At 70.0% G+C, this 26,760-nt stretch carries 27 protein-coding genes and 1 pseudogene; 15 read left to right on the top strand and 13 right to left on the bottom strand.

What is annotated here, in order from left to right; translation table 11 throughout:
* The first annotated feature begins 576 nt into the window (after positions 1-576).
* A complete protein-coding gene (locus ACVCAH_RS33950) occupies positions 577-768 on the top strand; it encodes a DUF397 domain-containing protein (protein ID WP_447140326.1) in 192 nt (63 codons plus the stop codon).
* Positions 769-1,168: 400 nt separating this feature from the next.
* Here ACVCAH_RS33950 and ACVCAH_RS33945 read toward each other — a convergent pair whose 3' ends face one another.
* Both ACVCAH_RS33945 and shbA read right to left on the bottom strand, forming a co-directional pair.
* A complete protein-coding gene (locus tag ACVCAH_RS33945; protein WP_447140325.1) occupies positions 1,169-2,017 on the bottom strand; it encodes a hypothetical protein in 849 nt (282 codons plus the stop codon).
* Positions 2,014-2,592, bottom strand: a complete 579-nt coding sequence (shbA, locus tag ACVCAH_RS33940) for an RNA polymerase sigma factor ShbA (protein ID WP_447140324.1) — start codon at positions 2,590-2,592, stop codon at positions 2,014-2,016. Before shbA ends, ACVCAH_RS33945 begins: the two co-directional genes overlap by 4 nt.
* Positions 2,593-3,145: 553 nt before the next feature.
* Here shbA and ACVCAH_RS33935 point away from each other — a divergent pair.
* Together ACVCAH_RS33935 and ACVCAH_RS33930 are read left to right on the top strand one after the other, a co-directional pair.
* Entirely contained in the window at positions 3,146-3,355 is a 210-nt protein-coding gene (locus tag ACVCAH_RS33935; RefSeq protein ID WP_447140323.1) for a hypothetical protein, read from the top strand.
* Positions 3,356-3,574: 219 nt separating this feature from the next.
* Positions 3,575-3,697 (top strand): hypothetical protein, encoded by a 123-nt coding sequence (locus tag ACVCAH_RS33930; RefSeq protein ID WP_447140322.1) that lies wholly within the window; start codon positions 3,575-3,577, stop codon positions 3,695-3,697.
* Between the two features lie 51 nt (positions 3,698-3,748).
* On the opposite strand, the gene ACVCAH_RS33925 is transcribed toward ACVCAH_RS33930, so the two are convergent.
* Together ACVCAH_RS33925 and ACVCAH_RS33920 are read right to left on the bottom strand one after the other, a co-directional pair.
* Positions 3,749-4,402, bottom strand: coding sequence for a DUF2637 domain-containing protein (locus ACVCAH_RS33925; RefSeq protein ID WP_447140321.1), 654 nt, complete (start codon positions 4,400-4,402; stop codon positions 3,749-3,751).
* A 534-nt stretch (positions 4,403-4,936) separates the two neighbouring features.
* Positions 4,937-5,428: an excalibur calcium-binding domain-containing protein gene (locus tag ACVCAH_RS33920; RefSeq protein WP_447140329.1), complete on the bottom strand. Its 492-nt coding sequence runs from the start codon at positions 5,426-5,428 to the stop codon at positions 4,937-4,939.
* A gap of 106 nt (positions 5,429-5,534) precedes the next feature.
* On the opposite strand from ACVCAH_RS33920, the gene ACVCAH_RS33915 reads away from it, so the two are divergent.
* Both ACVCAH_RS33915 and ACVCAH_RS33910 read left to right on the top strand, forming a co-directional pair.
* Positions 5,535-5,900: a hypothetical protein gene (locus tag ACVCAH_RS33915; RefSeq protein WP_447140320.1), complete on the top strand. Its 366-nt coding sequence runs from the start codon at positions 5,535-5,537 to the stop codon at positions 5,898-5,900.
* Between the two features lie 884 nt (positions 5,901-6,784).
* A complete protein-coding gene (locus ACVCAH_RS33910) occupies positions 6,785-7,267 on the top strand; it encodes a hypothetical protein (RefSeq protein ID WP_447140319.1) in 483 nt (160 codons plus the stop codon).
* 420 nt (positions 7,268-7,687) lie between these two features.
* On the opposite strand, the gene ACVCAH_RS33905 is transcribed toward ACVCAH_RS33910, so the two are convergent.
* The 3 genes from ACVCAH_RS33905 to ACVCAH_RS33895 all read right to left on the bottom strand — a co-directional run bounded on the left by ACVCAH_RS33905 (position 7,688) and on the right by ACVCAH_RS33895 (position 12,332).
* Positions 7,688-10,660, bottom strand: coding sequence for a M36 family metallopeptidase (locus ACVCAH_RS33905; protein ID WP_447140318.1), 2,973 nt, complete (start codon positions 10,658-10,660; stop codon positions 7,688-7,690).
* 788 nt (positions 10,661-11,448) lie between these two features.
* Positions 11,449-11,610, bottom strand: a complete 162-nt coding sequence (locus ACVCAH_RS33900; RefSeq protein WP_447140317.1) for a hypothetical protein — start codon at positions 11,608-11,610, stop codon at positions 11,449-11,451.
* Between the two features lie 263 nt (positions 11,611-11,873).
* Positions 11,874-12,332: an ATP-binding protein gene (locus ACVCAH_RS33895; protein WP_447140316.1), complete on the bottom strand. Its 459-nt coding sequence runs from the start codon at positions 12,330-12,332 to the stop codon at positions 11,874-11,876.
* A gap of 112 nt (positions 12,333-12,444) precedes the next feature.
* Here ACVCAH_RS33895 and ACVCAH_RS33890 point away from each other — a divergent pair, with 112 nt between their 5' ends.
* Complete coding sequence (locus ACVCAH_RS33890) at positions 12,445-12,804, top strand: ATP-binding protein (protein WP_447140315.1); 360 nt, start codon at positions 12,445-12,447, stop codon at positions 12,802-12,804.
* Positions 12,804-13,154 carry an STAS domain-containing protein gene (locus tag ACVCAH_RS33885; protein ID WP_447140328.1) on the top strand — a complete coding sequence of 117 codons (351 nt, stop codon included), beginning with the start codon at positions 12,804-12,806 and terminating at the stop codon, positions 13,152-13,154. Before ACVCAH_RS33890 ends, ACVCAH_RS33885 begins: the two co-directional genes overlap by 1 nt.
* A gap of 19 nt (positions 13,155-13,173) precedes the next feature.
* Here ACVCAH_RS33885 and ACVCAH_RS33880 read toward each other — a convergent pair whose 3' ends face one another.
* Positions 13,174-13,863 (bottom strand): IS6 family transposase, encoded by a 690-nt coding sequence (locus ACVCAH_RS33880; RefSeq protein ID WP_447140327.1) that lies wholly within the window; start codon positions 13,861-13,863, stop codon positions 13,174-13,176.
* A 245-nt stretch (positions 13,864-14,108) separates the two neighbouring features.
* On the opposite strand from ACVCAH_RS33880, the gene lanKC reads away from it, so the two are divergent.
* The 4 genes from lanKC (at position 14,109) to ACVCAH_RS33860 (ending at position 20,370) form a co-directional block, all read left to right on the top strand.
* On the top strand, positions 14,109-16,634 hold the full coding sequence (gene lanKC / locus ACVCAH_RS33875) for a class III lanthionine synthetase LanKC (protein ID WP_447140314.1): 2,526 nt from the start codon (positions 14,109-14,111) through the stop codon (positions 16,632-16,634).
* 38 nt (positions 16,635-16,672) lie between these two features.
* Complete coding sequence (locus ACVCAH_RS33870; protein WP_447140313.1) at positions 16,673-16,801, top strand: SapB/AmfS family lanthipeptide; 129 nt, start codon at positions 16,673-16,675, stop codon at positions 16,799-16,801.
* A gap of 102 nt (positions 16,802-16,903) precedes the next feature.
* The gene (locus ACVCAH_RS33865) at positions 16,904-18,568 is read left to right on the top strand and encodes an ABC transporter ATP-binding protein (protein WP_447140312.1); all 1,665 of its coding nucleotides are present in this window, start codon (positions 16,904-16,906) and stop codon (positions 18,566-18,568) included.
* Complete coding sequence (locus tag ACVCAH_RS33860) at positions 18,565-20,370, top strand: ATP-binding cassette domain-containing protein (RefSeq protein ID WP_447140311.1); 1,806 nt, start codon at positions 18,565-18,567, stop codon at positions 20,368-20,370. Before ACVCAH_RS33865 ends, ACVCAH_RS33860 begins: the two co-directional genes overlap by 4 nt.
* On the opposite strand, the gene ACVCAH_RS33855 is transcribed toward ACVCAH_RS33860, so the two are convergent.
* From ACVCAH_RS33855 to ACVCAH_RS33835, 5 genes and pseudogenes are all read right to left on the bottom strand, one after another.
* Complete coding sequence (locus ACVCAH_RS33855) at positions 20,300-20,977, bottom strand: response regulator transcription factor (RefSeq protein WP_447140310.1); 678 nt, start codon at positions 20,975-20,977, stop codon at positions 20,300-20,302. The genes ACVCAH_RS33860 and ACVCAH_RS33855 overlap by 71 nt on opposite strands.
* A gap of 91 nt (positions 20,978-21,068) precedes the next feature.
* Positions 21,069-21,674, bottom strand: a complete 606-nt coding sequence (locus tag ACVCAH_RS33850) for a response regulator (protein ID WP_447140309.1) — start codon at positions 21,672-21,674, stop codon at positions 21,069-21,071.
* 217 nt (positions 21,675-21,891) lie between these two features.
* Positions 21,892-22,833 carry a hypothetical protein gene (locus ACVCAH_RS33845; RefSeq protein ID WP_447140308.1) on the bottom strand — a complete coding sequence of 314 codons (942 nt, stop codon included), beginning with the start codon at positions 22,831-22,833 and terminating at the stop codon, positions 21,892-21,894.
* Positions 22,834-23,022: 189 nt separating this feature from the next.
* A pseudogene (locus ACVCAH_RS33840) lies at positions 23,023-23,241 on the bottom strand (IS5/IS1182 family transposase); the annotation flags it as partial.
* Positions 23,242-23,491: 250 nt separating this feature from the next.
* A complete protein-coding gene (locus ACVCAH_RS33835) occupies positions 23,492-24,265 on the bottom strand; it encodes a hypothetical protein (RefSeq protein ID WP_447140307.1) in 774 nt (257 codons plus the stop codon).
* Positions 24,266-24,714: 449 nt separating this feature from the next.
* Between ACVCAH_RS33835 and ACVCAH_RS33830 the strand changes: the two genes are divergently transcribed.
* The 4 genes from ACVCAH_RS33830 to ACVCAH_RS33815 all read left to right on the top strand — a co-directional run.
* Positions 24,715-25,035: a helix-turn-helix domain-containing protein gene (locus tag ACVCAH_RS33830; protein WP_447140306.1), complete on the top strand. Its 321-nt coding sequence runs from the start codon at positions 24,715-24,717 to the stop codon at positions 25,033-25,035.
* Positions 25,036-25,086: 51 nt separating this feature from the next.
* Complete coding sequence (locus tag ACVCAH_RS33825) at positions 25,087-25,776, top strand: hypothetical protein (RefSeq protein ID WP_447140305.1); 690 nt, start codon at positions 25,087-25,089, stop codon at positions 25,774-25,776.
* Complete coding sequence (locus tag ACVCAH_RS33820; RefSeq protein WP_447140304.1) at positions 25,773-26,087, top strand: DNA cytosine methyltransferase; 315 nt, start codon at positions 25,773-25,775, stop codon at positions 26,085-26,087. Before ACVCAH_RS33825 ends, ACVCAH_RS33820 begins: the two co-directional genes overlap by 4 nt.
* Positions 26,088-26,334: 247 nt before the next feature.
* Positions 26,335-26,760: IS110 family transposase (locus ACVCAH_RS33815; protein WP_447140303.1), on the top strand; the 426-nt coding region annotated here is incomplete at its 3' end.

The raw sequence follows: 26,760 nt of genomic DNA, 5'->3' as shown, positions 1-26,760 counted from the left end.
GCTGCGACAGACAAACGGTGGCGGTCTTTCACCTCCACTCGAACAACAGCGCCTCACGGCGCACCGGATCAGAAGGTTAGGGGTTCGAGTTCCCTTCGGGCGTACAAGATCAAGAGACGCCTGACCTGCCGCAACAGAGGTCAGGCGTCTCTTGTCCTTCGTCACCCACGTCCGCTTTTCTGGCTCGAATGGTGCTCGTACGACGGAAGTGTCTACGTCCGGCGTGTCCCCCTCGGTCCATTTCGGGCACGGCGGGCCGGATCAAGGACGCGATCGTGCGACGCGGGTAGTCGAGGGGGAGTCGCAGTACAGCGGTATGGCAAAGCCTCGGGTGACCGCTTGCCGGGCCAATCCCGTCGCCATGGTCGTCGTTGGTCGCCAGTGTGGCCGCGGACCACGGTGGCGATCATCAGGTCGCGGACAATGTCGTCGCGCGCTGGCGCCCCTCGCCTCCGCACCCTCCGAGCTGGAGATTTGGTCCGCCTGTGACGTCTTCGCCCGCTTCGTCGCTTAGACCCGATGGGTACGCAACTGATGACCGGGCGCATCGGCGGCCGGCTGACGAAGGAGAACGAAATGATCACGAACGAGTGGAGAAAGTCGACGTTCAGCGGCCCGAACTGCGACAACTGCGTCGAGTGCCGAATCAACGGGGACTTGATCGAGGTCCGGGACAGCAAGGATCCGAACGGCCCGGCGCACCGCTACACGAAGGACGAGTGGGCCAGGTTCCTCGCCGGCGCGAAGGGCGGTCAGTTCGACGCCTGATCCCCGTGTCGATGACAGCGAGGCCGGTCCCAGTGGGGCCGGCCTCAGCCGGCCGCGGTCCGGACACCCGAAAGCGGCCCTGTCGGCGGGAAGGTGAGCAGGCGCGCAGAGTCCTGGCGGGTCCGCAGTAGAACGACCAGCTCCAGCTGCGTGCTCTCGCCGAGGAGTCCGTGATGTCGCCCGAGCGCTGGTGGGGCCACGTCCGCGTCGCAAGCGCCGCTCACGGCAGCGTCCCACTGCCGAACACTGCAGTGGCCATTGCCGCCATGGCCCGCCCACCTGTACGGCCGGTGGCGCGGACGGGTACAGCTCGCCCTGTCACTGCTCGACGCTGCCGCGGGCAGATTCGGGTCAATCGTGGGTAGTCGCTGTCGTGGCCGTCAGAGGAGCAGCGACCCAGTCAGTTCCCCAAGCCGCCGGTCTGCAGCGGTAGACCGGGCAACGGCGACAGCTGCGACGCGCTCGGTGCCGGCGGCACGGCGGGCTGGGGTAGCGGCGGCACGGGGTTGGTTTCCTCGGCCGGTGAGCCGCCCGCCGCCGCCGTCCTCTCCGGCTTCGTGGGCGGTGGCTTCGCAGCGGAGGTACCCGTCGTCGGGTGGCGGGTGGGTGCGGGCGCGCCGGCCGTTGCCGCCGGCAGTGTGGCTGGGTCTGCTCGCGCGGTCAGAAGTTCGCGTGCAAGCGCGTCGAGCTGGGCCTGGAAGCGGTCCGCCGCCGATCGGTCGGCGACACGTGCGAGGTCGCGGCGGGCGTGGTCCATGAGCTGCTGAGCGTCATCGAGCCGTCCGGCCGCAAGGGCGTTGCGGGCCCGGTCAATCCTGTCCTCGACTTCCCGTACCTCGGCTTGCTGGGGATGCAGCACCTTCGTCAATGACCACAGCGGGCTACCCGGGCCGGCGTGCCGACTGCTGACACCAAGCCCGGACGCCAGCGCGATGACCGCGACCGCCGCGGCGGCGAGCGGCAATGCCCACCGCCGGGATGGTGCAGACAGTCGTGGTCGGGCAGCCAGGCGAACGGGGCGCGACCGGTCCGTCGCCGTCGTACTCCCGACGTGTGCGCTGGATCGGAGAACGCCCGGTGCGGGCATCTTGAGGGCGACGTCGGCATGCCAAGCGGCCAGAATTGCGGCGAGATCGTCGTCGCCCGGGGCTTCCTCGCCGCGTCCGAGTGCGTTGAGCAGCAGGTCGTCCCGGGCCATGATTTCGAGATCCATTGCCTCCTCAGCGTCGCCCGGTGTCTGTCCGCTCATGCCGCCACCTCATCCGGAGCATTCCTCGCCAGGGTACGGAGCCTGGCCAGGGCACGGGACTGGGCCATTCGCACGGCAGCGGCCGTCATCCCGACGATCGTCCCCACCTCGTCGGCGGACAGACCGACCGCCACGCGCAGCACAATGATCTCCCGCTGAACGTCCGGCAGCTTGTTGAGCAGGACCGACAGTCGCCGGGACAGATCGGTGGAGACCGCTTGCTGCTCCGGGCCGGGAGCCTGGTCTGGCTGCTCCACGTGACTCTCGGTGGGGACGACAGCGCTGTAGCGCATCGCGGCGCGTTGAGCGTCAGCCACCTTGTGGGCGGCGATGCCGTAGACGAAGGAGGCGAAGGGCGAGCCTTGGTCGCGGTAGCGGGGCAAGGCTCGCAACACCGCGAGGCAGACCTCCTGGGCGACGTCGTCGGCGGTCGTGTATGCACCGCCGACGCGGCCCAGTCGGGCCCGGCAGTACCGGACCAGACCGGGGTGCACGTCGGCGAGTAGGGCCGCGGTCGCCTTCGGATCGCCGGTGGCGGCGCGACGGACGAGTTCTGGTTCGATCACGGTGGTCATGCGTTCGCGAGGCACCTTCGTTACCGGCGGGTTAACCGCACGCTATCGAGCCTCGTTCACTTTGCATAGCCACGTTCCGTAGCGGTCTCACGCCGCGAGGAGCTGTCGCGTTGTCCGTAGCAGCACACCGGCCTCCCAGTCCACGGCCAACCTAAGCGCGGTCGGGGAGTCCCTGTGTCGGAGGGTGACGGGCTGGGCGCTCTAGGGCACAATGGGCGAACGGTGCTGGGCGACTGGGAACGAGCCGGGAGGTGCCCGGATGCGGCGTCGCGGCGGACGACTCGCTCAGACGACGGTCGCGGGATGCTCCTGCTCGGCGGCCTTATCGCCGCCTGGGGCGCTTATGAGGCGATCATCGGCGTGCCCGCCTACGCGGTCGACAATCCTCGCCCGAGCGTCCTCGGCTCTGTCCTTGACGATGCCGGGACGCTCATCGGCGGTGTCCTGTCACCCCCGCCCGCCGGGTCGGTGACTGTTGACTGCAGCCCCGGCGAAGCCGAGGCGCGGTGCGTGCCGGTGTCCGCCGTCCCAGCGACAACCGGCACACCGGCCCATGGCCGCGCCGAGCCCCGTCTACCCGCCGGGTGAGCAGCCGGATCCGGGCCGGGTGGCCGGAGTGGACCCGGGCATCATCCACCCGTACGCGGTGACCGGCCCCGACGGCGAAGCGTTGTTGGTGTCGGGGCGGGCGATCCGCGCCGAGCACCGCATGCACCTGGCCGACACCAAGCCCGCCGCCGCGCCGTCTCGCACCGGGCCCTGAAACCGGGTGAGAAGGGGTCACCCCGGTGGCGCAATTACCGCCGTCGGGCGCGGCTGGTGGAGGGTCGGCATCGGCGGCGGTCCGCCGGGACCAGCACGAGGCCGCCCGAACTGTCATCACCTGGGCGCAGCAGCAGCGGGTCGGGGCACTGCACGTCGGTGACCCGCGCGGCGTGCTCAACCTGCCTGCGGGGCGGCGGCACAACCTGCGACTGCGGCAGTGGCAGATCGGTCGATCGCCGAGGCGGCCGAGCGGGGCCGGATCAGCGCCGACAACGTCAGCCGCCTGCAGGCCCTGCTCGTCGGGTACTCGCAGGGGCGCGGCGAGGAAGACGACGACTGACAGCTCAGGCGCAGGCTGATGCGGCCGGTTGTCCGAGGCAGGCGAGGGCCCCTATCCGACGGGCGTTCCGTTGAGGTGTCGCCGCGCCGTCCGGTCGGTGACCCCGGCTTGCCGGGCAATATCCGCCACGGAGGCGCCGGGGTCGGCGGCGCGCGCGGCGAGCACCCGCTCGGCGGCGGACGGCCGGGCACCGTTGCCAGCCGGCGGGGTCTTCCCCGGCGTCGCCTTCCGGGGGACGCTTCGAGGTTGCGAAGACTGCGGTGCTGTATCGGGGCCGCCGCCCTGCGCCGCGCGGACGGGGGTCTCCTCCACCTCCTTCTTGGTGCTGGGCACCGCGGGTGCCGGCTGCCCGCCGGTCAGCATCTCCACCACCAGCAGCAGCGCAAGGGCCGGCCAGGCGGAGATGACCCGGGCCACCAGGTTGTCCGGCGCCGCCAGGACGTTCGCGACGATCGACGCCACCACGCCGGTCAGGAAGGACACCCGCGCGGACATGCGCCCCGGCCGGCCGGCGGCCCGGTCGTCGGCAAGCACGGCGGAGGCCACGATCAGCATCCCGTCGACGCTGATGGGCAGGAGGTTGGACAGGATGGGCGGCTGGCCGTGCTCGGCGGCGAGTTGCCGCATGTGGCTGTAGCTGGCGATGGCCGCCACCCCGGCGACGACCGCCGCTGACGTGGTCCGCGCGACCCTGGTCAGGTTCACCGGCGGCCGCCCTGCATGCGATGCCACGCCCCAACCTGGTTGGCCCGGCGCACCTCGTTCATGTGGTGGCCGTGGCCGTCGTGGTGAATGTCGCACTGTGCGATCAGAGAGTTCGAGCCGCCGTCGACCGAATCGAGGAATCGGCGGCACCTGTTGAGGCCGTGCTGAGACCTCTTCCGCTCGTCAGCACGGCCGCACTGATAGCCCATTGCGGGGATCACCTCCGAATCGTCGCCGGGCGCGACGGTAGCGCACCGAACACCCTGGGCCGGAGCCGGTTGGTTTCCGGTGGCTGCCGTACTGGTTTGACCGCCGCAGCCTTTATCACCGTGCTCGTCGTCGGGGACCTCGGTGGCAACCAGCGTTGTGCGAGTTCGCCGGAGACGGTGCGCATTGAGGTAGGCCTGGTTCGGCTGGACAACCTCGAGGATCGGCTTGGCGGGTTCGAGCCGCGGATCAAGCCCGGCAGGCCCGACCGCGTCCTCGCAGCCCGCAGCCGAGTTCGGGCGAGCGCTTCCGTGCCCCGGGCCAGGTCTATCGAGGCTCGCATACCAGCCCGTCGCCGTCCGGATCGCGATACCAGGCGTACTCGGGGTCGATACCACGACGGTACGGGCCGTAGCCCGCCTGGTTGGCCTTCTTGCAGGTGTCGAATCGGGGATCAGTCTTGGGTGCGGGAGGAGGCTGGGGTTGGGTGGTGGTCGGGGCGGGACGCGGCCCGCTGGTGCGGGTCGCGGTCGGCGTCGCGCGAAGGTGGGATCGGCTTGGCGAGGCTAGGGTGCCCTCCGGCGTGGTTGCCGGCTTCGGCTGCGCATCACCGGCGCTCGGACTCGGTCGCGTGTCCACGAGACGACCGCTTCCAGTGGTGCTCTGGGCGGCGGGCTGGGTAGGGCTTGTCTCGTCGATGGCCGCGTTGATGGCCACCCCACTACAGCCCAGTCCGACGAGGACGGCGACGGCGATGAGCCACGGGACCGCTCTCGTTCTCTTCTTATCCGCTATCGGCTGGTATTGGGGTAGAACCATGGTGTCGGCGTTGGACACCTGAGGGGGGTCGGTTGCCATACGTCGTCACTTTCGCGTTGTTGGGAGCCGGCGCAGTGGTGGGCCAGGATTCGAGCTTGACGGGCAGATGCAGCCGCTGAGCGCCCCGAGCGGGGGTAGCAGTGACGCCGCCAGGGTCAGCCGTGCGCTACTCCAGCACGCCGCCTGCGGCTGGCAGGAGGGCGATGCCTCCGGTGGCGGCACGCCAGCCGGACGCGTGGTCTGCGGCGACGGCGACGCCCGTCCGGCGGTCGATGGCGTCGCGGTGATGGGCAACAACGGAGCTTCCAATTCCTCCACGCCTCGCGCCGCGTCCACGCTGCCGGGCGGCTATGCACCGACTCCGCTGTCCGGCCTGCTCTCCGACGAGACCAGCACGTCCACGGTGCTGGCAGGCCTTTCGGACAAACGCTGTCAGCGGTGTCAGTTCAAGCTGTCGCTGGCAGCGGGATGAAGGGCGGGCGCCCTCCACCCTTACAGGGCGATCTGCCGCCAACCCGCGTTACATCAGCTCATCCCGGCCGACCCGCGTCGGCTGCCCCGTCTGTTGGTCCTTTTCCGGAACGCTTGCGCCGTCACTAGGCTCAGGGCGCCCTTGTTCGACGATGCGCATCAGCACCACGTGGACTCGTCGGTTGTGCTCCTCGTCCGCGGTCCCTTCTGCATAACGAGCGGACTCGCGGCCGGAACGTTACGGTCCCTAGGTGCATGAGCGGAAGCGCGCGGACCAGGGGGGATCATGACGGAAAGCGCATCCGTAGGGGCGGTTCATACACCACCACCTGCGTCAGAGCAACAACGAGCCGCGACATGTCGGCACTGCGGGCAGGCCCTGTTTCGTGAGTCGTTGTGGGGCTGGATGCACGAGGGGGATCGCTACCTCTGCCAGGATCCGGCCACGGGTGAGTTGCTGTGCCACCCGGCCACGCCCACCTGAGGTGCTGCGAGTTTTGCGTGTCTGGTCCCGTCGGCCGCGGCGGACATTAACGGGAATGCGGTTGGCGCCTCGGGTGGTGATTGGTAAGCACATCGGGAAGGCGAACCGGCTGCAGTCTCCGGTCGTGAGGGCGGAGCCTTGAGTACCAGCCCCGAGGAGATGTTGGCGACCCCTGTCGAACCTCAAGCCTTGAGGCGTTGTGCGTCACCATCGGATGCAGGTAGATGTAACGGCTGTCGTGTTCGTGACGCCTGCGTTGGTGGCAGGTGTGGAGGTCGGCTCGGGGTGGCGCAACGGTCCTTGTCGGGCCGACAGCACCTCGACCGCCGAGTCCGGTGCCGAGGGCTGTACTCGGGAGCTGGTGCCGGTCCGGCTGGGCTGAAGGGCATTGTGTGCTTGATATGTCCGCCGTCGCGCGTGAACGTGTGGTGCTCGCGGCCGTTGCTGACCTGATCGTGGCGGCGGCTGCCGGTAAGGGCTTGCGAGTGGCGGTAGGTTGCCCGGTTTCGCATGTCACTGTCGTTGGTCGCCTGGTTCGCGCACTGCACGCGCGTGGTCGGGCCTGCCACTGCTGGGTCTCCAGACCGGCCCGCCCTGGCGTCGCTCGCCTAGGGTCAACCGATAGCGAAGCGAGTGAACTGACGGTCATGGTGATTGCAGGTGTGACGGCGGTGGCGAGCGGAGACGAGGATTTCCGCATCAACGTGCGCGTGACCACGCATGCCCCGACCGCATTGGCAACGAGCGCCTGCCATCCTCAGGCGAGCGACGTGCATCTGGATGCTGACCGTCACCTGGACATTCTGCTTGACTATTACGACCCGGGCTGGCCGACAGTCCGCCATATCGTGTCCCAGATGTCGTCGCCGCTCGCCCCGCAATAGCCGCCGCCGGCTTCGTGCCCGTTGACGCTGTCGCGACTGCTCGTGACGATAAGGAGCTGAGTGATCGGTGCGGCTGGCAGCCGCCAACCGTCATAGTCCCCGTCTTGGCCGAGAAACGGGGAAGCCGCTCAGCGGGCTGTTCCGGCTCGACGATCGATAGTGTTGCGGCGAGCGAGGAGGCGGCCGACAGCTGCCGTCTGCCAACAGACCGTCATCCTGCCCAGCAGCCGCTGCCTTGGTCGTGCGACACGTGGTCACCGACGTCCTCGCCATCGAGCAATGGCAGTTCGGCGTCGACGAGCAGGCCGAACACCGGCCTCCGGCGGAAAGGCGAGGGTGGTGGCTGCCGGGCACCGGCAGCCACCACCCTGAGAGGCGTCACGGACAGCCTCGGAAGAATGCCGGCCAGGCGGGCCTACATCACCTCGTGTCCGTCGCGGTGAGGGTGAACGGCACCGCGGCACCGAGCCACAGCTGGGTGAGGATGTAGCGTGTCCCGCTCGGTATCGTGCCGGACTCGTTGGCGGCCTCCGACGCCGCGGAGCCGAGCAGGGTGCACGACTCGTCGTAGAAGTACAGGTCGAAGTCGTACGGGGTGACGGTGTCGCCCTGTACCTGCACCTGGTGGGCTCCGTCGCCGAAGCTGTCCGGCAGCTTCGTGACCCAACCGTCCGCGCCCTGCACCGGTGCCACCGGCACCGCACAGGTAGACGTGAACGCGGCGGCGGTCACGCCGGTGGCGTCGTCGGCCGTGCCGGTGGACGGGTTGCCTGCGACGATCATCCCGGTTTCGGTCACCGGGGCGTCCGGCGGTGACGGCGGCAGCGGCTCCACCCCGGTGACGGTCTGCGAGAAGACCTGCAGCTCCGCCGTCTGCACGTCGCTTCCCGTCTCGCCGAGCGCGGTGTCGGTCCAGAACCGCACGTACTGGGCCTGCACCGGCTTCGGCAGCGCGAACTGCTTGTAGTGCAGGTCGGGTGCGGTGGGGCGGGGCGCCTGGTAGCCGAAGGCGTCAGCCCGGGTCAGGACGGTCTGCCAGTTGACCCCGTCGGTGGAGGTCTGCAGGGTGAACCCGCGCAGGCCCTCGAATCGGGAGGTGGCGAACGCGCTGACCTGGACCGAGGAGATCTGCGCCGCAGCGGCTAGTTTGATCATGGCGTTGCCGGTGTCCGCGGCGGCCTTCCAGCTGCTCGCCTCGGTGTCGTCGATCAGCCGTGCGGCGCCGGTCGCGGTGGCCGAGACGATGGTTGCGCCGTTGGCGGCGGACGCCAGGTTGGGTGCCAGCGCGAATCGCAGGGCGGAGGTCTTACCGGCGGTGATCTTCACGGCGGGGAAGGTTCGGGAGCCGAATCCCTCGGCCGCGATCGTCACCGGGTAGGTGCCGGCGGCCACCGGCGCGGAGAACCCGCCGTCCGCGGACGAGGTCCGCAGCGGCGTCACCCGCGCTTCGAAGACGCCGAGGATGATGCGGGCGCCGGGGACAGGTTTGCCGGTGGCGGCGTTGACGACGGTGCCGGTCAGGGTGCCGTTGCGGGCCGGGTTCACGTGCTCGTACGACGGGATGGGGTCGGTGTCGTCGCCGCCGTTGCTGGCGGCTTGCAGGCCCAGGCCCCGCTTGGCGAAGGCGCCGTAGACCAGATCCACGATTGCGGTGTAGTCCGACCTGCTGTGGTAGCGGTTGTCCAGCGCGGTGCGGATCGCGTCGCGCATGTCGATGAAGGACGGGTCGGCCGGGGACAGTGGCATCGCGTCGGTGACGAGCCGTGCGGCCATGTCACCGCCGGTCGCTTCGCCGTAGCGGGCGACGAGGCCTTTGCGCATGTCCCACAGGATCGTCGTCCAGATTTCCCCGTCGGAGTGGACCTCGGCGCCGCCGAGGTCGTAGCCGATGTCACCGAAGCCGGTGGGGTTCTGGTCGTAGCTCCAGTTCCGGATGCCGCGCTGGCTGTTGCCGGTGACGTGCTGCCCGACCACGGCTGTGGTGGCGAGTTTCTTGCCGTAGAGGTAGTTCAGCGCGTACCAGTCGCCCCAGCCCTCGCCCATGGACCCGGATTGGTGGGTGGTCAGGGCGTTGTCCTCGGCGCTGACGTAGCGGTTGGACAGCCCGTGCGCGTACTCGTGCTCTATGACGGAGGCGTCGAAGTTGCCGTCGGCGTACGGCCCCTCGAACGTGTCGTTGATCGGCTCCCACAGAAACATGCCGCTCCACGCCGGGATGCCGTCGGGCAGGGTGAGCATGTAGGCGTTGTCCCGGCCGGTGTAGGTGGGTGCGCCGCCGGTCACCGCGCCGGCGTGGACCAACCCGAGGACGGGATCGCCACCCTGACCGGTGTTGGCGCCGTTGGTGGTCTGGAAGTTCCCGCCCGATTCGGTGAAGCCCAGGGCCCGGAACTCGTCGTGGATGCGGTTGTGGTGCCAGAACAGGTTGGTCGCCGCCGGATCGAGGTCCTGGGCGTAGCTCGGCGGCAGCGTCTGCCCGTTGCTGCGCGCCCAGTTGGCCGCGTACGCGTAGTTGAACTGGGCGGTCGGGCTGACCGGGCGCGGCGCCTGGTCGGCGGGGATCAGGAAGTTCGAGTAGTTGGCGTACGTGTTCGCGTTGTTGCCGACGGTCGTCGGCCCGGGGACGCCGGCCAGCCCGCTGGGGTCGACGTATCCCGACGGCGACTGGGCGGTCGGCCCGAACGACTTGACGACCGGGGTACCGCCGGCCGCAGCGCCGGGATGGTTCTCGTAGACGGTGCCTTCGGCGTCGTGCGCGACCAGGGACGCCTGGTACAGCGTCTCACCGGTCGCCGCGTCGATAACGACGTCCCACGCCTGGTCCAGCGCCTTGACGAACAGCACCCGGTAGGCCGGCCGGACGCCGTCACCGGTCGGGAAAGCGCCCTTCTGCACGTAGGAGTCACCCGCGAAAGGCCCCTTCGCGAAGACCTGGAAGCCGGCGCGCTGCCCGCTCGGCTGCGCGGTGTAGCCGATACCCGCGGCGAGCCGGCCAACCACGCCCTGCAACGCCTGGCCCGCTGACAGCGTATGCGCGGCGACCATCCCACCACTGCGGGCCGAGGTGCCGGCGTAGGAGAGGACTCTCCCGTCCTTGGCGACCGTCACCCCCAGCCGACCGCCCCGCACCGCCGGCAGGCCGGCATACGTCTGCGCGAAGTTCACCACATGGGTGCCGGTGCCGACGAGCTCGTGGTCCCGCACGACAGTCAGCTCCGCGACGTCCGTCGCGGACAGGCCGAACGCGCCCCGGTTGGCGTCCAGGAAGGACCGCGCCACCGCGGCCGGATCCCCCGAGCGCGGGCCGGTGAGCCATCCGCCGTCCTTGCGGATCGTCCGAGGCGTGCCGAACCGCCCGTCCCAGCTGACCCGCGTGCCCGCGCCCGCAGCCACGGCCAACTCGCGCACCGCCGTGAGTTGCGCGTCGGTCGGTCGCAGTGATCCCGACGCACGGCGCACGTCGATCCGCTCAGCGCCTGGTGATCCGACATCGACCACGGCCGAGGCAACCGCCGGATTGAGCGTCAAGACGAGGGCGAAGGCCGCCCCGACCGCGAAAGGTGAACGGATAAGCATGGGAGCTCCTCAAGGGGTTGGATCATGCCTGTGTCATGCCGGAGGTGGTAGCCCTTTGCAATGGACATCGCCGCGAACGGCTGACGCGCAACAATCAGCACCCATGCCGGCACGTCACTGCGTGCTGTTCAGGGACATCCGGGCTGGACTCCGGTAGGTGGTGCCGGGCTTCCAGCGGTCGACGGCAGGAGGAATAGAGGCGAACCCCATTGACGTAGCCGAAGCTTGGAGCAGCCGCAGCCGGCGAACTGGTTGCTGGCGTCGCGATTACGCGCCTTGCACATTGCAGCCGCCCTCGTGCAGGTGACCGGCTTGCGAGGTAGCGGGCTGAATCGCGAAGCACCGAACATGGTCCCAGCAGCGGAGGCCGGAATCGCAGCGTTCGGCTTGTATTCGAGAACCGGCGACTCCGGTGGCACTCGGCCGCACACCCAGACCGCCTACCGGAAGTGCGCCGGCTGACGACGGGGTGCGCGGTAAGGGAGTCGATGCTTGCGCGCGCCGAGGCCTGTTGCCCGCACGATTGTCCGGAGCGCCCGGCTCCCAGGCGCGGTGACAGCGGCCCCGGCCCGCCTGTAGAGGGCTGGACGGGAGGGCTTGCGGTCTTACCGTTCGACGTCGTCGCCGTCCTGGTCCACGACCTGCCGGCCGAGCCGGTCCACGCCGCGCGCCCGCTCCGCCCGCAACGCCTCATTCTGCTCGGGCGTGCGTTTGCGCACGGCGGCGAACACCGCCGTGACCGCCTCCCACCAGACCCTTGGCCTCACGACACCCCCGTCTGCTGTTGCACCGTCTCCAACCTCAACTCCTCGACGGAAGGAGAGCGCCACCCTGCCTGCCCGCGTTACGGCAGTTGCCATCCAGAGCGGCCGTCGCCAACCTGAATTTCGGCCTGCACCTGCTGAGTGTCCGGGCAGGGATCGCCGGTCCACACGCTGCCGGTTTAGTCACCTGAGGCAGTGGTGGATCGGGTGCCGGACGCCGGAAGGTGCCACTCACTGAGAGCGGCCGGTCGTCGGGACTGCTGGCATCAGCCAGGTTCTTTCGGGCGCGCGGGCGGGCTGGATGCAGCCCAGGTCAGCCGCTTGGTGAAGCGCAGCCGCGTGCCCGCCCCGGTGCTGGAGACAACATCGAGGTGGTCAACGAGCGCGGCGACGATGTGCGGGCCCCGTCCCGAGGTGGCCGATGGGTCGGGCATCTGCGATCGCGTGAGTGCGAAGCCATCGCTCTGGTCGGAGACCGCAATCGTGCATTGGTCGTCGTTGACGGTGACGGTGTAGTCAACCGCGGCCACGGCGTGGGCGACGACGTTGCCGCACGCTTCCGTAAGCGCCAGCCGGATGTCGGCCCGGCAGTCGTCCTCGACCCCGACGCCGGCCAGTGCGCCATCGAGTGTGCGGCGAGCCATAGCGACGGTCGCCGCGTCACGAGGCAGATCCAGCGACAACCGCAGCAGCACGAGGATCACCGCCTCCTGGGCGCCGCTCATCGCTCATCTGATCCTGCGATACCTGAAGACGACGACGAGAAACGGTCATCAGCCTTAGCCGAGATCGAGCAGCCGGCGCAGCTGGTAGGCGAGGGGACATCCACGCGAACGGATGGTGGGCGATCCCGGCTTCGACTTCGTGCTCGCCGTGCACGAACTGGTCACCAACGCCGTCCGCCACGGGCGCATGGATTTGCGCCGTGAGGAAGACGTCCTGATCTGCGAGATCACCGACCACGGTGCGGCGGCTGACAGCTTGCCCGTGCGGCTACCGGCGGTCGATGTCGCCGGTGGCGGTGGGCTGTGGCTGGCCCACCAGCTGACAGACGGGCTCATCCTCACCCGCCGACCCGACGGGGTGACCGCCACGGTGACCGTATGCTTGCAGCCATTGAGCGGCCCCGACACCAGCGCAGCATCGGCCGCACGACAGAACGACGGTTTCAGCAGCCCTGGGGAGGGCAACGAGTGATGAACCCCCAGCCAAGCTGGCAGCACCAGGTTCGCGTCGAGGCGGACCGCAGGATCGTCCTGCTCTCCGGGGAGATTGACGTCAACGGTGCGGGCCACCTCTTGGACCTCCTCAACCACACGATCAACGCGGCGCAGCGGGTCGACGTCGACATGGCAGCGGTCCAGGTCATTGACTCGACTGTCATCGGCGCACTGATCACCGCCCGGAACACGGCGACGGCAGCCGGGAGACAACTCGTCGTCACCAATCCCAGCAGGACCGCCCGTCGAGTCCTGGGTATCACCGGCGTGCTCGACGCCCTTTCACCCACCGGCGCCGTTGCGTTGTCGGATCGGCGGACGTGTTGAACCCGGGTTGGGTCTGCGGTCAGATCGCTTGGGCGAGTTCGGTGAACGCAGCGGCGACCCGCGTGGTTGGCGGGGTGTCGATGGCGAGTTCGTAGTGGCCGTGTCGGAGGTTCTGCATGAATGCGTGTCCGGCGATGATCACCTGCGCTGTCTTGTCCGTCCGTAGGCCGCGCATCGGTCTCAACCGGTGTTTCAGCTGGCTGTGATCGGCTTCGATCGGGTTGTTCGCGTACTTGTCGACGTGGTGCCACGCGGACGCGACTAGGTCGTCGAGCACGCCGGGGTAGACCGGCGCGGCGTCGGTGACGACCTCCGCAGGTGTCACCTTCACCGTCGACAGCGCTCGTCGGAAGAACCGCCGGGCCGCGTCGGCGTCGCGGCGGGCCGAGACCAGCACGTCGATGACCTGCCCGTACTGGTCGACCGCCCGGTACACGTAGCGCCATACCCCGTTCACCTTGACGTAGGTCTCGTCGACATGCCATCTGTCGCCTGGCGACTGGCGGCAGAACCGGGCGGCGTCGGCCAGCAACGGCGTGAACCGCTGCACCCACCGGTAGACGGTGACGTGATCGACCTCGACGCCACGTTCGACCAGCAGTTCCTCAACGTCCCGATACGAGAGGTTGAAGCGCAGATACCAGCGGACCGCGACCACGATCACCTCCGGCGGGAACCGGAACCCGGCGAACGCCGACCTCGGAGGCAGCCACGAGCCAGGTCCGGTCGACGACTTCACTGCTCAAGCTTGCCTCGATCTTGGCGACGCTCAACGCAACGGAGCCGCCGGAACTCTCTCATAGACGGCGACTGACGTTTGTCACATCCGTGCCGTGCGCATGTCATCGGCTACCGATGTGCAAAGCATCGGCGAAAGAGTATGTAACTCACTGTTGCTGCCGCCGTGCCGGAGCGAGACTTCCCTCAGCGCACCGCTACTGAGGAGCCGACTAGATGGATCAGCGATACGACTCGTACTGCGCGGTCGATCCCCTCTTCTACGACTCGCTGGCCCGCGCGCAAACCTCCACTGGAGACTACGCGACTGGGCGACCGCCCCCCCAGGGGTGGCAGCGGGAGGTGCTCGACGACTGGCTGATCTACGGACCGATCGGCGCCGAGCTGCCGGCGCAGGGCTGGAAGATCCACGTGTCGGCATGCCTGGACAACGCCCAGCGGGTGTTGGACACCGCGTTCGACTACTGCGTCCCGCGCGGGCTGCCGTTTAAGTTCATCCGGAGCCGGCGCATGCTCCTGATGCGTAATTCCAAGTACGCGCGGCGGGGCTCCAGCGGCAAGTTCATCACCATCTACCCAGTGGACGAGGCCGAGCTAGAGCTGGTCTGCAAGGAGTTGGGCGAACTGCTCGACGGTGAGCCCGGCCCGTACGTGCTCAGCGATCTGCGGTGGGAAGCCGGCCCGCTCTACGTACGCTATGGCGGCTTCGCCAACCGGTTCTGCCTGTCCGAGGGCCAGGTCGTCCCCGCGATCGAGGACGAGGCCGGCGGGCTGGTACCCGATCGGCGCGATCCGGTCTTCAGCGTCCCGTCCTGGGTCCCCTTGCCATCCTGCCTCGCCCCGCACCTGGCGGCCCGCAACGCGACCACGGTTACGGATCTGCCGTACCAGATCGAGAGCGTCATCCACTTCTCCAACGCCGGCGGCCTCTACACCGCAAAGGACACGCGCACCGGGGCCCGGGTCGTGCTCAAGGAGGCTCGCCCGCACGCGGGCCTGGACGCCACCGGCGCGGACGCCATCACCCGGCTGCGCCGTGAGCGGGAGATACTGGACCGCCTGGCCGGCATCCCCGCCGTCCCCGCGGTGCACGACTACTTCCCGCTCGGGGAGCACGAGTTCCTCGCGCTGGAGTTCATCGAGGGCACGGCGCTGAACAAGCTGGTGGTGCAGCGCTATCCGCTGGTCGACGCGGACGCCGACGACGCCACCACGGCGGAGTACGCGCGATGGGCCGTCGACATCCACCGGCAGGTGAACCAGGCCATCTCCGCGATCCACGACCGCGGTGTGGTCTACGGCGACCTGCACCTGTTCAACATCATGGTCCGCCCCGACGGAACCGTCGCGCTGGTGGACTTCGAGGTGGCCGCGCCGCTCGACGCGCCCGGCACGCCCGCCCTGCGCAACCAGGCCTTCGCCGCACCCCGCGACCGGACCGGCCCGGACGTGGACCGGTACGCGCTGGCCTGCCTCGGTCTGGCGCTGTTCCTGCCGCTGACCGCGCTGGTCCGGCTGGTACCCGGCAAGGCCGAGCAGTTCGCCGACGTCATCGCGGAGAACTTCCCGGTGCCTGAGGGGTACCTGCCCGGCCTGGTGCAGGAGATCACGCGCGGCGCACCCGCAGTCCGGCCGTCCCGGTTGACGCCCGACCGGCTGTCCGCCGGCATTCTCGCCGCCGCCACGCCGGACCGCGACGACCGGCTCTTCCCCGGCGACATCGAGCAGTTCCGCACCGGCGGGCTCAATCTTGCGTACGGGGCGGCCGGTGTGCTCTACGCCCTCTCCCTCGCCGGGGCGCCGCGTCGGCTCGATCTGGAGGACTGGCTCGTGGCCCGGGCCCGCGTGCCGAAGTCGGGTACCCGATGTGGACTTTACGACGGTCTGCACGGAGTGGCGTACGTCCTTGAGCATCTGGGCCGCCGGGACGACGCCCTCGCCGTGCTGGACATCTGCCTCGGCGAGCAGTGGGAGGAGCTCGGTCCCAGCCTGGTCGGCGGACTCGCCGGCACCTGCCTCAACCTGGACCACTTCGCCGCGCTCACCGGTGACACCGCATTGCGCGATGCCGCCGACCGGGCGGCACGCCTCCTCGTCGAGAAGGTGGACCGGCTACCGGTCGGCGAGGTGAGCGGCGGCGGCCAGCCGCACGCCGGGCTCACCGACGGCTGCGCGGGCGCCGCCCTTGCGTTCCTGCGGCTGTACGAGCGCACCGGCGACACCGGCCTTCTCGACGCGGCGTCTCGCGCGCTCCGCGCGGACCTGCGCCGCTGCGTAGTACGCGAGGACGGCGCGATGGAGGTCAACGAAGGCTGGCGGACCATGCCGTACCTCGGGCGGGGCAGCGTGGGCATCGGGCTGGTGCTCGACCAGTACCTGGCCCACCGGCCCGACGAGGAGCTCGCGGCGGCGAGCGCGTCGATCAGCCGGGCCGCGCGGGCGCCCTTCTACGCGCAGTCCGGGCTGTTCGCCGGCCGGGCCGGCATCGTCCTCTACCTGGTGCACCGGGGCGCGCCACTGAAAGATCTGGACGATCAGGTGCGCCGGCTCGCCTGGCACGCACTGCCCTACCCGCTCGACCAGGACGAGTCGCTGGCGTTCCCCGGCGAGCAACTGCTGCGGCTGTCCATGGACCTGGCCACCGGGACCGCCGGTGTGCTGTTGGCCCTGATCGCCGCAGACCGCGGACGGCAGGCCAGCCTGCCGTTCCTCACCCCCCATGAGCCCCTTCACCGACGGTGAAGGTTGTCCGATCCACACCACAGAAAGGGGATGCCATCATGGCACTTCTGGACCTCCAGGGAATGGAACTGTCGGCTGAGGCGCGTGGCGGCGGCCACGGCGGCGGAAGCCGGGCGAGCCTGCTGCTCTGCGGCGACAGCTCGCTGAGCGTCACCACCTGCAAGTGACGACCTGTAGCTGACGATCTCGATGGTGGAGGCCCGGGTGGGTGCTGGCGCAACCAGCCCTCACCCGGGCCCCTTCGAGTTCGGTGTCGGAGGGAGATGGGGGTGACCGGCGACCGGCTGCTGCTACGCGTCGTTCGGTACGGCGGCGGCTGGGTCGTGCTCCTCGCTGCGGCCGCGCTCGCCGGCACCGCCGCCGAGTTGCTGCTGCCCGCCGCCCTCGGCCGTACCGTCGATGCCGTTCTGGCTGGGGCACCCGCGGGCGACTGGCTGGCCGCCTGCGCCGTTCTCGTCGCCGTGGCCGCCGCCGCCGACGTGCTCGGTGACCTCGCCTCGGGTGCCACCGGCGCGCGGGCCACCGCAGTGTTGCGCCACCGGCTGATCCGGCACATCCTCTGCCTGCACCCGCGGGCCGTCCCGAGCTTCCCGGCCGGTGACCTGGTCACCCGGGTCGTCGGGCAGGCGCCCGAGGCCGGGCAGGCAGGCGTCGCCGCAGTGCAGGTGATCACCGCCGTTCTGCCCTCGCTGGGCAGCCTCGTCGCGCTCACCGTCATCGACCCGTGGCTCGGCCTCACCTTCGTCGCCGGCCTGCTGCTGCTCGCCGTGCTGCTACGGGCGTTCGTCACCGACGCGTCCACAATAGCGGCGCACTACCAGGGCGCGCAGGGCAGGATCGCGTCACGGCTGATCGAGGCGCTGGGCGGCGCCCGCACGATTGCCGCAGCAGGCACGGTCGATCGCGAGATCGCCCGGGTCCTCGCACCGCTGCCGGTCCTGCGCGGACACGGCCTGCGCACCTGGCAGGTCCTGGCCCGCGCGGCGGCCCAGACCGCCGGCACCGCTCCACTGCTCCAGGTCGCGGTCATCGCGGTGGGCGGCCTCTCACTGGCCGCCGGCCGCCTCACCCCTGGGGAGCTGTTCGCCGCCCTGCAGTACGCCGCGCTCGGTGGGGGGCTGGGTGGCGTACTCGCCGCATTGAACCAGCTCGCCCGCGCCCGGGCCGGCAGCCGCCGCACCGCCGAGGTGCTGGCCGCGTCGATGCGCGAGTACGGCGGCTCCCACCTGGCGGCGGGCCCGGGACGCCTGGAGATGCGCGGCGTCACTGTCCATGGCGCTCGCGGCACCGCACTGCGCGGCGTCGACCTCGACATACCCGGCGGCACCGCCGTGGCCGTGGTGGGCCGGTCGGGGGCGGGCAAGTCGACCCTGGCTGCCGTCGCCGGCCGACTGATCGACCCCGACGAGGGGCAGGTCTGTCTCGACGGGGTACCCCTGGCGACACTGCGCCGCGACGAGTTGCGCGCCGCAATCGGGTACGCCTTCGAGCGACCGGTCCTGATCGGTGACACGATCGCCGAGGCCCTGACGCTGGGCCACGGCACGCGGGAGGCGCGTGCGATGGCGGGCGCCGCGGCTATCGGCTCCTTCGTCGATCGCCTGCCCGAGCGGTACCTGACTCCGCTCCCGGACGCCCCGATGTCGGGCGGCGAGGCCCAACGATTCGGTCTGGCCCGTGCCCTGCACGCCGACCGGCTCCTCATTCTCGACGACGCCACGTCCAGCCTGGACACCGTCACCGAGCACCAGGTGAGCGCGGCCCTGTTCGGGGAGGACCAACGTACCCGCATCGTCGTGGCGCACCGCGCCTCCACCGCGGCCCGAGCCGACCAGGTGGTCTGGCTGGATCAGGGCTCGGTGCGCGCCATCGGTCCGCACGAGCGGCTCTGGGCCAATCCCGGGTACCGTGCGCTGTTCCAGGAGCAGCCGTGACCGTGTGGCAGGTCACCGTTGCCGCGCTGCGGCGTCAGCCCCGGGCCCTCGCCCGGTTGGCCGGGTGGTCGGCTGCCGAGGCGGGCCCCGCGCTGCTGTCGGGATACGCGACGGCCCGCGCCGTCGACAGCGGCTTCCTGGCGGGTGCCCCGCGCACCGGTCTGGCCTGGCTGGGCCTGCTGGCGGCGGCGGTCGTGGTGGGCGCCCTCGGCACCCGGCAGTGCTACCGCTGTCTGGGCCTGCTGGTCGAACCGTTCCGTGACCACCTGCTGCGCCTGGTCACCGCGGCGGCGCTGCGCCGCTCCACCGCGCCCGGTGCCCGGCCGGATACCGCGGTGGTGTCCCGACTGAGCCAACAGGTCGAAGTGGTCAGGGACACCTTCGCTGGCCTGGTCATGGTGGTACGCGGCTTCGCCTTCTCGGCCACCGCGGCGCTGCTCGGCGTGGTGTCGCTGTCTCCTGCGGCCGCCCTGCTGGTCGGTGCGCCGCTGGCGGCCGGCGTGCTGGCGTTCACCGCCACGCTGCGGGCGATGGTCGGCCGGCAGCGGACGTACGTGCTGGCCGGGGAGGCGTTGGCGACCGGCGCGAGCGCCGCGTTCGCCGGCCTGCGTGACGTGGCCGCGTGCCGGGCGGAGGACCAGGTGGCTGCCGCTGTCGGGCGGCACGTGGACGCGCAGGCCGGCGCGGAGCGTGGACTTGCCTGGATGGCCGCGGTGCGCAGTATCACGCTCGCGGTCGGCGGCTGGCTTCCCCTGGTGCTCGTGCTCGCGTTCGCGCCGTGGCTGGCCGGGCAGGGCCTGACCGCGGGGGCGATCCTGGGCACACTGGTGTACATCCTGCACGGCATCCAGCCAGCCCTGGACACTCTGCTGCGCGGGCTCGGCGGCGGCGGGCTGCGGTTCGCGGTCACACTGCACCGGCTGCTAGAGGCCAGCCGGGACGAAACCCCGCCACAGACCCGCCCGGTCGGGCGGGAGGACCGTCAGCCGGTATCACCGCACCCGGTCGGTCCGCGCGGGTACCGGCTCGACGTGCGCGGAGTGACCTTCTCCTACGGCCGGTGGGCCGAGCCCGTGCTGCGCGACCTGGACCTGGCGGTACCCGAGGACGACCATCTGGTTGTGGTCGGGCCCAGCGGGATCGGGAAGTCCACACTTGCCGGTCTCCTCGCCGGCACGCTGCGCCCGCAGGCCGGCCAGGTGCGTCTCGGCGGGGTACCCCTGGACCGGATCGACCCCGCAGACCTGGCAACCCGGCGGGTCCTCATCCCGCAGGAGGCGTACCTCTTCACCGGCACGCTCGCCGACAACCTGACGTACCTGTGCCCGGGCGCCTCCCCGGCGCGGCTGCGCGAGGCCGCCGACGCGCTCGGCCTGTGGCCGCTGGTGGAGCGCCTCGGCGGGTTCTCCGCGTCGGTCGCGCCCGACGGCCTGTCGGCGGGGGAGCGGCAACTCGTCGCGCTCGCCCGGGCGTACCTATCCCCGGCCCGGTTGACGCTTCTCGACGAGGCCACCTGCTACCTCGACCCGGCCGCTGAGTCCATCGTGGAGCGCGCCTTCGCGCAGCGACCCGGCTCACTCCTGGTGATCGCGCACCGGGTCAGCTCGGCGCTGCGCGCCCGCCGGGTGCTGCTGCTCGACGGCGCCGAGGCGGTGCTGGGCAGCCACGACGAGGTCCTCGCCGGTTCGCGCCTCTACCGCGACCTGGTCGGCCACTGGGAACAGCCGGCGGTCAGATCCACCCCGACTCCAGAGCGATCCGTACCGCCTCGATCCGGGTCCGAGCTCCGGTCTTCGCGATGATGCGCGACACGTAGTTGCGCACCGTACCGGGCGACAGGGAGAGCTTGGGAGCGATCTCCTTTACCGGTACGCCCCGTGCCGCCAGGCTGAGGATCTCGGCCTCCCGCGCGGTGAGCGGACTGTGCGCGTCGAGGGCCGCGACCACCAGCGTCGGGTCGACGAAGGTCTCCCGGTTGGCCACCTTGCGGACCGCATCGACCAGGCGGCCGGGCGAATCGTCCTTGGCCAGAAAACCGATCCCGGCCGGCGCCTCGGCGGACATGGCCCGTCTGAACATGCCGGAGCGGCGCCGGTCGGCCAGGATCAATACCCGGCAGCAGCGCAGCCCGCGCTGCAGCCGGCAGACGGTCGGCAGGCCGTCGGCCCCGAGCAGATCCAGGTCGACCACGGCGATGTCGGGCCGGTGCCGCAGCGCCGCAGGGGCCACCTCCTCCGCCCGGTCGACCTGCGCGACCACCTCGATGTCACCGTCCTGCTGCAGCACGACCGCCAGCGCACCCCGAACCAGACCGCCGTCGTGCGCGAGAAGAGTTCTGATCACAATGCCCCCTGCACCCTGCTGCCCTAACCAATCCCACTCGCTTTTCCCGCAACGGCTAAAAGTCACACCTAGGAGTCATACTCCAACAATTTTCTCTGCGATTGGATTCTCTGCTGATTTGCAACGGCCAACCCCGACCGCAATCCACGAAGGAAATTCACAACCAACCGGCTTGCTCGGCTCGACGGATCGCCTCTAGAATAGTGCGCGAATCGGTCTTGCGAACCGCTGCGGACAAGTAGTTGCGGACCGTTCCCGGGGACAGGAACAGTTGCTTTGCGATCTCCGCGGCCGGGAGGCCGGCACCGGCTAGTCGTAGCACCTCCCGCTGGCGCCGGGTGAGCGGGTTGCGGTCGGGATGCAGGGTGGCGACGGCCAGGACCGGGTCGATTGCCCAGTCGCCGGCGGCGATTTTCCGAACCGCCTCGATCAGGTGACTGGGTGGCACATCCTGATCGAGGAAGCCGCGCAGCCCGGCATTCAAGACGTGCCGTAGCCCGTCAACGGTCTGCCTGGCGGTGAGCACGAGAATTCCGCACTGCGGCATTCTCTCGCGCAGCTTCCGCGCCGCGGCGAGGCCGTCCTCGTCGCAGCGCGGCACACCCATCACCGCCACATCGGGCCGGTGGGGGTGCGTGGAGGCAAACGCCTCCTCGTCCGAGGCGTACTGCGCAACCACCTCGATGTCGTTCTCACTGGCCAATATGGCGGCCAGCGCGCCGCGGAGCACGTCCATCTCTTCGACGATCATCACGCGGATCACCCGGGGGAGCTCCCTGTCTCGTTTCTGTTCGCGACTGCGCGTCCGATGCGTTGCCCAGCCGCCGTCAGCGCTGCGGAGCGAGCCGCGTCGCCCACGGCGCATTACGGCGTGGCGACCGGGGAACTGGGCAGAATCCGACCCTGCCGAATGCCGGCTCCGCACGGAACGGCCAGCACCGCCGGGCAGGTCGGAGAAGATGTCGTGATAAGGAAAGGAGCTATTTCGGGGGCGGCGGCACGGCGGCGCCCCGCCGTCCGTGCCGGTTGTCGCCGGGACGCGCAAGGGCCGCGCCCCGCGTGATCTCCGGCCCCCATTGCGGCCGGCCAGCGAGGGCGAACCCGCCCGGCGGATCGCCCCCGCCAACGGTGCGTCCGCTGCTTGCACCCTCCGACGCACCGCGGTCATGGTCGGGCACGTCACCGGAACGGGGCTCTGCCGGCACGATCACCGGTGCCGGCGGTGGCGTGACGGCGGCGACGTCCACCACTGGGGACCATGTCGCCGGTGGCCCGACGGAGGGTGCGGCCGCGACGGGTGGCGCTGGTGGCAGCGGTGACGGCCCCCGGAAACTGTCGCCCGGGGCCCCGGGTCCGCCCAGCATGTCGATGACCTGTCCGGCCACCGGGTCGTCGCTGGTGGCCTGATCATCGACGGCGGCGCCGGGTAGAGGCAGCCGGGGCGGCGTGGCGTTGCCGGGCAGGGCTTCGGAGACCGTGGCCTGTACGCTCGTTACGACGTCTCGGCCAGCCCCGGAAGCGTCGTCGTGCTCGAGCTCGACGCCAACCCCGACCTGCCGCGGGTGGAGGAGCTCGTCCACAGCCGATTGCCGCAGCAGCCGTGGCGGCTGTGGCACATGCCGGGTGACGGCCTTTCGCACGCGGACAATCTCGCGTGCGGTCTTCTTCTGTGAGTCTCGCGATTCCTTCGCGCCAGCGACCACGCGGCCGGCCGGGGCGCTCGCTTGCACCGTGACTGCCGCCGAAACCTCACGCAGCGGCACTGTGACCGCTTGACTGATCCCTGCGATCCCGGCATCAGATCCAGCCCCACGATCGGCGTGCGCCGCGCCGTCGAGCAGCGTCAGCAGCAGGTACGCGGCGAGCGCCGCGCCGCCGAGCATGGCTACCCGCAGCCCGACAGAAAACACCGCGCCGACCACACTCCATCGGCTTGATGTCCCCGCCAGCGCCGCTCTGACCACGACCCTCCAATCACGATGTGATCGAGTTAGATCACATTCAGTGAGCGACGCTACCATGCGCACCACCATCACCGCTGACACGACAAAGGCGTGTCCGCCCGTGCCCGCACATCGAGAGCGACTCCACGTTCACCTCGGGGCGTTGCTCCTGGCCAGGGCGTGTACGACCTGGGCACGCACCGTGCGGGGCTGCGCGTTGAGGTCTTCCTTCCAGGCCGGCAGTTCGCTGCCGTCCGAGGGCTTTTGGTACGGGATGATCACCTCGGGGTTCCCGCGGTATCCGCCGTCGGCCACGACCGGGCGTCCGGCCAACCGCTGGTCGATGCCGCTGGTGCGGTAGACGATCGTGTCGTTGCGGTTGCCCGGTACCTGCCAACGCCGGTTTCCCCTCCGCGAAGGTGCTGCTTGCGTCAAGACCCGATCTTGAACCAGGGAAGTCAACCTCAGGTCGCCCATTGTGGGCTGTCCGCTATTCATCTTGTGTTTCCACCCGGGCGGTCAGCCCTTTGCCGTCCGACGGGCTCGCTGGTCTCGGCGTTACACCTGCTGGGTCCAGAATGGGGGAGCTCAGCGCCGCCACGCCGAGGAAGAACTCCCAGGCCCACAGCATCAGGCCTCAACGACGCCGAGCGCCTAGGGATGCCCCCGCGAAGCAAGCGGCCAGCACGACACATGCGATGCCCCACGGCCGGCCGACGCTCATCAAGTCGTTGGGAAAGACGATGCCCGCGACACCGATGAGGGCCGTCCCGGCGACCGTCACCACGGCGGCGACAACCCAGCCACTCTGCCGCAAGGCTGTCACGGCTCCGCTGCAGAGCAGGGCAAGGACGATGATCGAGCCTTGGGCGTACTGCCCGTGCATGGTGTCGGTGTAGGGGGTGGCAGCGCTGTTTCGCGCGTGGTCCAGCGCGAGCAGTACCGCCGGCACGGCGGCCACGGCCACGAGACCTGTCAGGAGCCGGTCCATGCCGGCGGCGCCGGCCTGCAGAAGCGAGCCGCGCTGCGGGTGGAACAGTACGAGCAGCAGCGCTGGGATCCCTGTCATCGCTGCGTACTGAGCATTCTCGGGCTCGAGCGCGATGGCCAGTGTGCAGCCGATCGAGACGATCAGGCCCAGCAGCATCGTGGCCGGGGCGACGAGAGCGCGCCGTAGGAGTGCGAGGGCGGCGACCGGGATGAAGAGCCCGGCGAGTACGCCCCAATAGACGTACGCGGTGCGCAGTTCGAGCTCTGGTCCGGCGGTGGTCCATGCGGTGAGCAGGGAGGGGATGCCGAACGATGCCAGGCCGGTGAACGCCGCGTAGAGCACGGCAAGTGCGCCGTGGGCAACGGTGCCCAGACGCCTGCAACGCAACGGCGTCCGGGTGCCGCGCCTGCGGAGGCTCACCCACAAAATCTGTGCCGAAACCGCTAGACATCCTCGCCTGTGCCGGCTAATGTTCTTCGAGTCGAGAGCAGAGAACCATAAGACGCAGACGGACCGCCCGGCCGTGAGGTCACGACGGGCGCAGGAGGGGAAGCAGTACACGCTTCGGCGTTCCCCTCCGAACGGCAGTAGAAGCACGTCAGCAAGGGAAAGAGAAAGCAGAGGAAAGGGAGGGCCGTTACACCGTTGGATCGCCCGCTACCGGTCGTCATTCCAGGCCGGGCGGACACCGCAGCATCCATCGAACGAGAGGTGGTCTCCGGTCACGCTTATGCGATCCTCGCACCCGAAGCCTTCATTCATGGCTGGTGCGGATACGACAAGCCGACGCTTGCGTCGGTAGATGGTGTTCTGACCCGTAACCCTGGGCCCCGGCGCGCAAGCGCCGGGGCCCTCGACGTGGAGGTGACATGGGGCAAAACCCCGATGACATGTTCGGCGACGAGGACTACCCCGCCTACACCATTGGCCAGGCCGCGGAGATGCTCGGCACCTCGCAGGATTTCCTGCGCCGGTTGGACGAGGCGAAACTCATCGACCCGCACCGCTCGGCCGGCGGGCACCGCCGCTACTCCCGCTACCAGCTGCGCCTGGCCGCTCGGGCGCGAGAGATGGTCGACCAAGGCACCGCCCTGGAGGCCGCCTGCCGGATCATCATCCTCGAGGACCAACTTGAGGAAGCCCTGCGGCAAAACGAGAAGCAGCAGCACGGGACGCGGCGACCCGACTGACCAATCCTGCACCGCCTCGAGCAGCTCGCCGCCACCGCCCGCATCCCGGTCGTGAGGGTGTCCGCGGGCAACATCCGCCACGACGCGCTCGACCCCGCCCACCGGTTCGCCTCCATGCCCCTGTTCACCCTCGGCCCTGACGGGGAGCGCGGGATGGCACGGCGGCAATGCACTGCCGAGTACAAGATCAAACCGATCAAGGCGGAAGTGCGCCGCAGGCCTGGCTACCCCCACCCTCACCGGCTACCGGCCGGGGTGCTCGCCGAGATGGCCATCGGCATCTCGCTCGACGAGGTGCACCGGGCGCGCGACGCCGACGTGGCGTACATGCGCAACTTCTTCCCGCTGCTCGACCTCCGGTGGCGCCGGCCAGATTGCCTCGCCTACCTGGCCGAGCACGGCCTGGCCTCCACTCCCAGAAGCGCGTGCGTGGGGTGCCCGTTTCACACCGACGCGGAGTGGGCGCGGCTACGGCGGGACAGCCCCGGCGAATGGGTCGACGCGGTGGCGTTCGACGCGGCGATCCGCCACGGGTCTGCGCGGGCCACCGCCGACGGGCACCGGTTGCGCGGGCAGTTCTTCCTGCACCGACAGCGGGTCCCGCTCGACCAGGTCGTCCTACGCCCCCACCTCGCCGACACCGAGGCGGGGTGCGGTCCGTGGACATGCCCCCACCCCGACCAGCCACCGGAGGCGGCGGGCGGCGCAGGGGCGGACGTCGAGGCGCGGGAGGTGGCGTGATTGACCCTCCTCCCACCCCCGCACGACCCGGCGGCAGCGTGCGGATCGGGTCGCTGTGCACCGGCTACGGCGGCCTCGACATGGCCGTCGAGCTGGTGCTCGGCGGCCGGCTCACCTGGTACGCCGAGGTCGACCGGCACGCCCGCACCGTGCTCGAGCACCACTGGCCCGGCGTGCCCAACCTCGGCGACATCCGCACCGTCGACTGGACCCGAATCGAGCCCATCGACGTCCTCACCGCCGGGTTCCCCTGCCTCAATGACACGCTGGGTGGGCCGTCTTCGGGCGACGCCGACGCGGTAGCGGGCTGACTCATTCCCGTGCTGTCGCCCCTTGGGGGCGCGGAGCGGGTTAGTCCGCCGCCGTGGTAGATACGCCACGGTGGCGGATTGACTCGTTTCCGTGCTGTCGCCCTGCGGGTTGACGAGGTCTTGTCATGTCGTCCGCCGCCGTGTCGACCTGCCGGTGTGACTTGATTGGAGCTTGGTCCTATCCCCGATTGAGGCATGTCCGCCGGCTGGTTCACCTCTCGCCGTCGAACCCTGGGAGTTCAGCGCGGTGATCATTCTTGGTGTCGACCCTCACAAGGATCTGCTGGTCGTTGTTGCGGTGGACGGCAACGGCCGCCAGCTCGGCGTGACGTCCGCGCCGGCCCGGCCTCGCGGGGTGGAGTCCCTGCTTCGGTGGGCTCAGCAGTACGGCGAACGGCTGTGGGCCGTCGAAGACGTCCGGCATGTCGCCGGCGGCCTGATGCGAGGTCTGCTCGCGGCCGGCGAGCAGGCGGTGTGGGTGCCGACGCAGCTGACCGCCCGCTACCGGCGGGTCGGTCGAGGCCAGGGCAAGAGCGATCCCATCGACGCTCTTGCCGTAGCCCGTGCCGCGCTGCGGGAGGACCTGCCGCGTGCCCTGCCGGAGGACGAGTCACGCGTGGTCAAGATGCTGCTCGACCACCGCGAGGACCTCGTTGGTGAGATGGTGCGCATG

This window comes from Micromonospora sp. LZ34, assembly GCF_052981855.1.
Note: the sequence above shows the minus strand (reverse complement) of the source record. Positions and strands in the feature narration are given on the sequence as shown.